At 61.5% G+C, this 4,269-nt stretch carries 5 protein-coding genes; 3 read left to right on the top strand and 2 right to left on the bottom strand.

Annotated features, from left to right (window positions below; all coding sequences use genetic code 11):
- The 3 genes from QWB57_RS10195 to QWB57_RS10205 all read left to right on the top strand — a co-directional run.
- Window positions 1-676: hybrid sensor histidine kinase/response regulator (locus QWB57_RS10195; protein WP_288969412.1), on the top strand; the 676-nt coding region annotated here is incomplete at its 5' end.
- Window positions 673-1,647, top strand: coding sequence for a chemotaxis protein CheB (locus QWB57_RS10200; RefSeq protein ID WP_288969413.1), 975 nt, complete (start codon window positions 673-675; stop codon window positions 1,645-1,647). The genes QWB57_RS10195 and QWB57_RS10200, both read left to right, overlap by 4 nt.
- 8 nt (window positions 1,648-1,655) lie before the next feature.
- Window positions 1,656-2,126 (top strand): chemotaxis protein CheW, encoded by a 471-nt coding sequence (locus tag QWB57_RS10205; protein ID WP_288969414.1) that lies wholly within the window; start codon window positions 1,656-1,658, stop codon window positions 2,124-2,126.
- 49 nt (window positions 2,127-2,175) lie between these two features.
- Here the strand turns inward: QWB57_RS10205 and QWB57_RS10210 are convergent, their stop codons facing one another.
- The gene (locus tag QWB57_RS10210; RefSeq protein ID WP_288969415.1) at window positions 2,176-2,907 is read right to left on the bottom strand and encodes a 16S rRNA (uracil(1498)-N(3))-methyltransferase; all 732 of its coding nucleotides are present in this window, start codon (window positions 2,905-2,907) and stop codon (window positions 2,176-2,178) included.
- The coding region (gene bioA, locus QWB57_RS10215; RefSeq protein WP_288969416.1) for an adenosylmethionine--8-amino-7-oxononanoate transaminase at window positions 2,898-4,269 on the bottom strand (1,372 nt) is incomplete at its 5' end. The genes QWB57_RS10210 and bioA, both read right to left, overlap by 10 nt.

Consider the following 4,269-nt stretch of genomic DNA (forward strand, 5'->3'; position numbering starts at 1 on the left):
CTCGGCCACAGCCAAGGCCGAAGGCCACTTGCAGATGCCGCTGTTGTTGGTGCGTTCGGGCGATTTGCGCGCGGCGGTGGCGGTGGATCAGGTGGTGGGCAGCCGCGAAATCGTGGTGAAATCTGGCGGCCCGCAATTGCTGTCGATTCCCGGCATCTTCGGCGCCACCATCATGGGCGATGGCCGCGTGGTGGTGATTCTGGACGTGGTGCCGTTGGTGCGTCGCTTCGTGACTGCACCGCGCGAAGCTGCCCCGGTGGTGTCGGCGGTCGAACAACGTGGGGTGCCGCTGGTCATGGTGGTGGACGACTCGGTCACCATGCGCAAGGTCACCGGCCGCGTGCTGGAACGGCACAGTTTCGAGGTGGCGACCGCGAAGGATGGCTTGGATGCATTGGAGCGGATGGCCGATTTTGTCCCCGACTTGATGCTGCTCGACATCGAAATGCCACGCATGGACGGTTACGAGTTGGCGACGGCGATGAAGGCCGATCCACGTTTGCGCAACGTGCCGATTATCATGATCACCTCGCGTACCGGTGAAAAACACCGCCAGCGCGCGATGGACTTGGGTGTCGAACGTTATCTGGGCAAGCCGTATCAAGAAGCCGAGCTCATGCGCAATGTGTTTGAACTGCTCGGGGTTGAAAACACGGGCGATGGAAACCTGCAATGAGCAGGCGTCGGGTAGTGGTGGTGGCGCGCGCCGGTGCGGCGCGCGAACGCACCGAGGCGGCCGTGCGCGGCGCTGGGGCCGAGTTGGTGGCGGTGTTGGATCCCGCTGCCGACACGGTGACGGCATTACAGGCTGCAATGCCACATGCTGTCTTGGTGGTTTTGGATCCGATCATCGAAGCGACGTTGGATCGCTTTGATGATGCATTGGCCAATCCAGCACTGACTGTGCTGTTTGACGATGCCGATGTGGCTGCCAGGCGCGAAGGCTGGGAGGCGGCACGCTGGATGCGCCATCTAGCCGCCAAATTGCATGGCCATGACGATGTATTGCCGGCGGTACCAAATCCCGATGCACCAAAGGATTTGGCGCAGGAAATGGAAATGCTTGCCAAGCAGGTTGCGGTGCTTCCGCTGAATACGGCAGAGCCGGTGAAAGCACCAGAATTGACCGAAGGTGCGGTGGTGATTTCGGCGGGTGTGGGTGGGCCAGATGCCGTGCGTCAGGTCTTGGCCAGTCTGCCGGAGGGGTTCCCGCGTGCGGTGTTGCTGCGCCAGCGCGTTGATGGCGGGCAATACGACAAACTGGTGCGCCAGATGCAGCGTGCTGCGCAATTAAAGGTCAGTTTGGGGCAAGCCGGCGACGTGCTTGCGCATGGGCATATCTATGTGTTGCCTGAACATGTCGATGTCCAGCAGGTTGAAGGTGGGTTGGCCTTGGTAGCAACCGAAGGTGTGGCCCGTTTTATCAATTTGCGCCCTGCTGATAGTGCCATGCTGCTGCTGAGTGGCGCCGACATTGCACTGGTGGATCCAGCACTCTCGCTGCGGCTGGGCGGGGCTTTGGTGTATGGCCAGGCACCTGAAAATTGTTTTGATCCCGCTACCAGCAAGCTGCTGGTGGCACGCGGTGGCGAGGCGCGTAGCTTGGCCGAAATTTCCCGTTCGCTGCTGCAACGCTGGCCAGTTTGAGGTAACCCATGTCCGAGATTGCCCACATCATTCGTGGCGTGCTCATCCAAGTGGCACAGGCACGCCTGCTGCTGCCCAACGCCACCATTGCCGAAGTGTTGTCGTTTGCGCCGCCAGAACCCGTTGCCGATGCGCCGGACTGGCTGCTGGGTCGTATCCGCTGGCGCGGCTGGCAATTGCCGTTGGTGTCATTTTCGCGGTTTGCTGAACTCGCCGATGAAGAGGGTGGCCTGGGTAGCAAGGTGATCGTGTTGAAGGCGCTGGGTGGCGATGAAAAGCATCCCTATTTCGCCATGTTGACCCAAGGCTTCCCACGCTTGGTGACGGTCACCGAGACTTCCTTGGTAACCTTGGAAGGCGATGACGACTTGCCGATGGGCGTGTTGTCGCGGGTGCGCCACAACGAAGACGAAGCGATGGTGCCGGACCTTGCTGCGCTGGAAGACAGCCTGCGCGAAACTTTGGCATTGGCGGTGTAACTCCGCAGCGGGGCTGTGGGTGCGCGCGGGATAGATACCGCCGATGCACTTACCCCAAATCCCCCGCTAAGACTTGCAGCGCCGCGATAGCGGCCAAGCCTGCGGTTTCGGTACGCAGGATGCGTGGGCCAAGACGCAGCCCTGCAAACCCGGCGGCCTGTAATTGCTCGCGGTCACGTGTGGACCAGCCGCCTTCTGGGCCAATGGCCAAGGTGCAAGCGGCCATGGGCGTGTCACGCAACAGGGTCAAGGACGTAGCGGCGGTTGGATCCATAAGGAAACCACACCCACTGCGCAAGCCTGCCGCCTGCGCAAGTGGCTGTGGTGGCAGCACCTCAGGAACGCGCGCGCGGCCACTTTGCTCGCAGGCTGCGATCACCACTTCACGCCAGTGCGCCACGCGCTTGTCGGCGCGCTGCGCATCCAATTTGACTTCACTGCGATCACTCATCACTGGCAGAATCTTGGCCACACCCAGTTCGGTGGCTTTTTGCAGGATCAAATCCATTTTTTCACCGCGCGCGATGCCTTGTAGCAGGGTGATGCGCAGGGACGATTCGTTGTTGATCTGGCGTGCGGCGAGCACCTCGGCCTGCGCTTCACGCTTGCCAAGCATGCTGATGCGCGCGTCGTAGTCGTGGCCATCGCCATTGAACAACACACAGGCATCGCCCACCTGTAAGCGCAGTACCCGCAGCAGATGTGCTGCGACATCTTCAGGCAACACCAAGGTGTGCCCAACCGCAAGCGGGGCTGTCACATAACTGCGGGTCAGGCGCATCGGCTTGCTTCCTCCAATGTTGCGGCGGTAACGCTGGCCAAGTGCTGCAATTGCGCAGTGTCAATGCAATACGGCGGCATCCAATACAACACATCCCCCAGTGGGCGCAGCAGCACGCCATGTTCCAAAGCGTGGCGATACATCCGCAAGCCGCGCCGGCCAGCGATTTCCACGGCGTGGCCATCGTCGTGGTTGTCGGGCTCTGGGGACAGTTCGATGGCGAGGATCATCCCGGTCTGGCGCACCTCGGCGACCAGCGGGTACGAGCGCAATGGCGCAGCCAAGGCCGCCATCATTTGCGCGGTGTCGTGGTTGCGTGCCAACACCGCATCGCTGGCAAAAATATTCAGCGAGGCCAATGCGGCGGCGCAGGCCAGTGGGTTACCGCTATAACTATGCGAATGCAAAAAAGCACGCTCGCGTGAATCATCCAAAAAGCCGTCGTAAATTCGCTGGGTGGCAAGCACCGCGCACAAGGGCAAAAAGCCGCCGGTCAGGCCTTTGGATAGACACAATAAATCGGGTTGGATGCCGCCCTGTTCGCAGGCAAACAGGGTGCCAGTGCGACCAAAACCCACCGCGATTTCATCGGCAATCAAGAAGATGCCATGGGTGTCGCACAGCTCACGCACGCGGCGCAAATACTGCGGGTGATGCATGCGCATGCCGCCGGCGCACTGCACCAACGGTTCCAGGATAAAGGCGCAGATTTCGCCAGCGTGCGTTTCAAACAACACCGCCAAGGCATCCGCAGCGGCGTTGGCGCGGGTGATGGCATCCGTCACGTTGCGGCTGCCAAAGGCATCGGGTGATGGCGCAAACAAAACGTCCAATAGCAATGGCGCGTACACGCGCCGATACAGCGGCAAATCGCCCACTGACAGCGCGCCGAGGGTCTCACCGTGATAGCTGCCGTGCAGGGCAACAAAGCGGGTGCGGCCGGTAATGCCTTGGTTGTGAAACCAGTGAAAGGCCATCTTCAGCGCCACTTCCACCCCGGCCGAGCCGTTATCGGCATAGAACACCTTGGACAGCGGCGCGCGTCCGGCCTCGCGCGGGGCAAGCGCGAGCAGACGTTCGGCCAATTCCACGGCCGGGGCATGCGAGCATCCGGCCAAGATCACCTGTTCCAATGTGTGGGCTTGGTTGGCAATGGCGGTGGCAATACGCGGCTCGGCATGGCCGTGGATATTGGTCCACCAACTGCTGACGGCATCCAGTACGCGCTGACCGTCATGCCCCACCAGCCATGCGCCATCGCCGCGTGCCACCGGAAATAACGGCAGGGCATCGGGGTGTTCGCGCATTTGTGTGCAGGGGTGCCACAGCACGGCCAAGTCACGCGCGCGCCACGCCTCGGCG

This window comes from uncultured Thermomonas sp. (assembly GCF_937872235.1).
GTDB lineage: Bacteria > Pseudomonadota > Gammaproteobacteria > Xanthomonadales > Xanthomonadaceae > Thermomonas > Thermomonas beijingensis.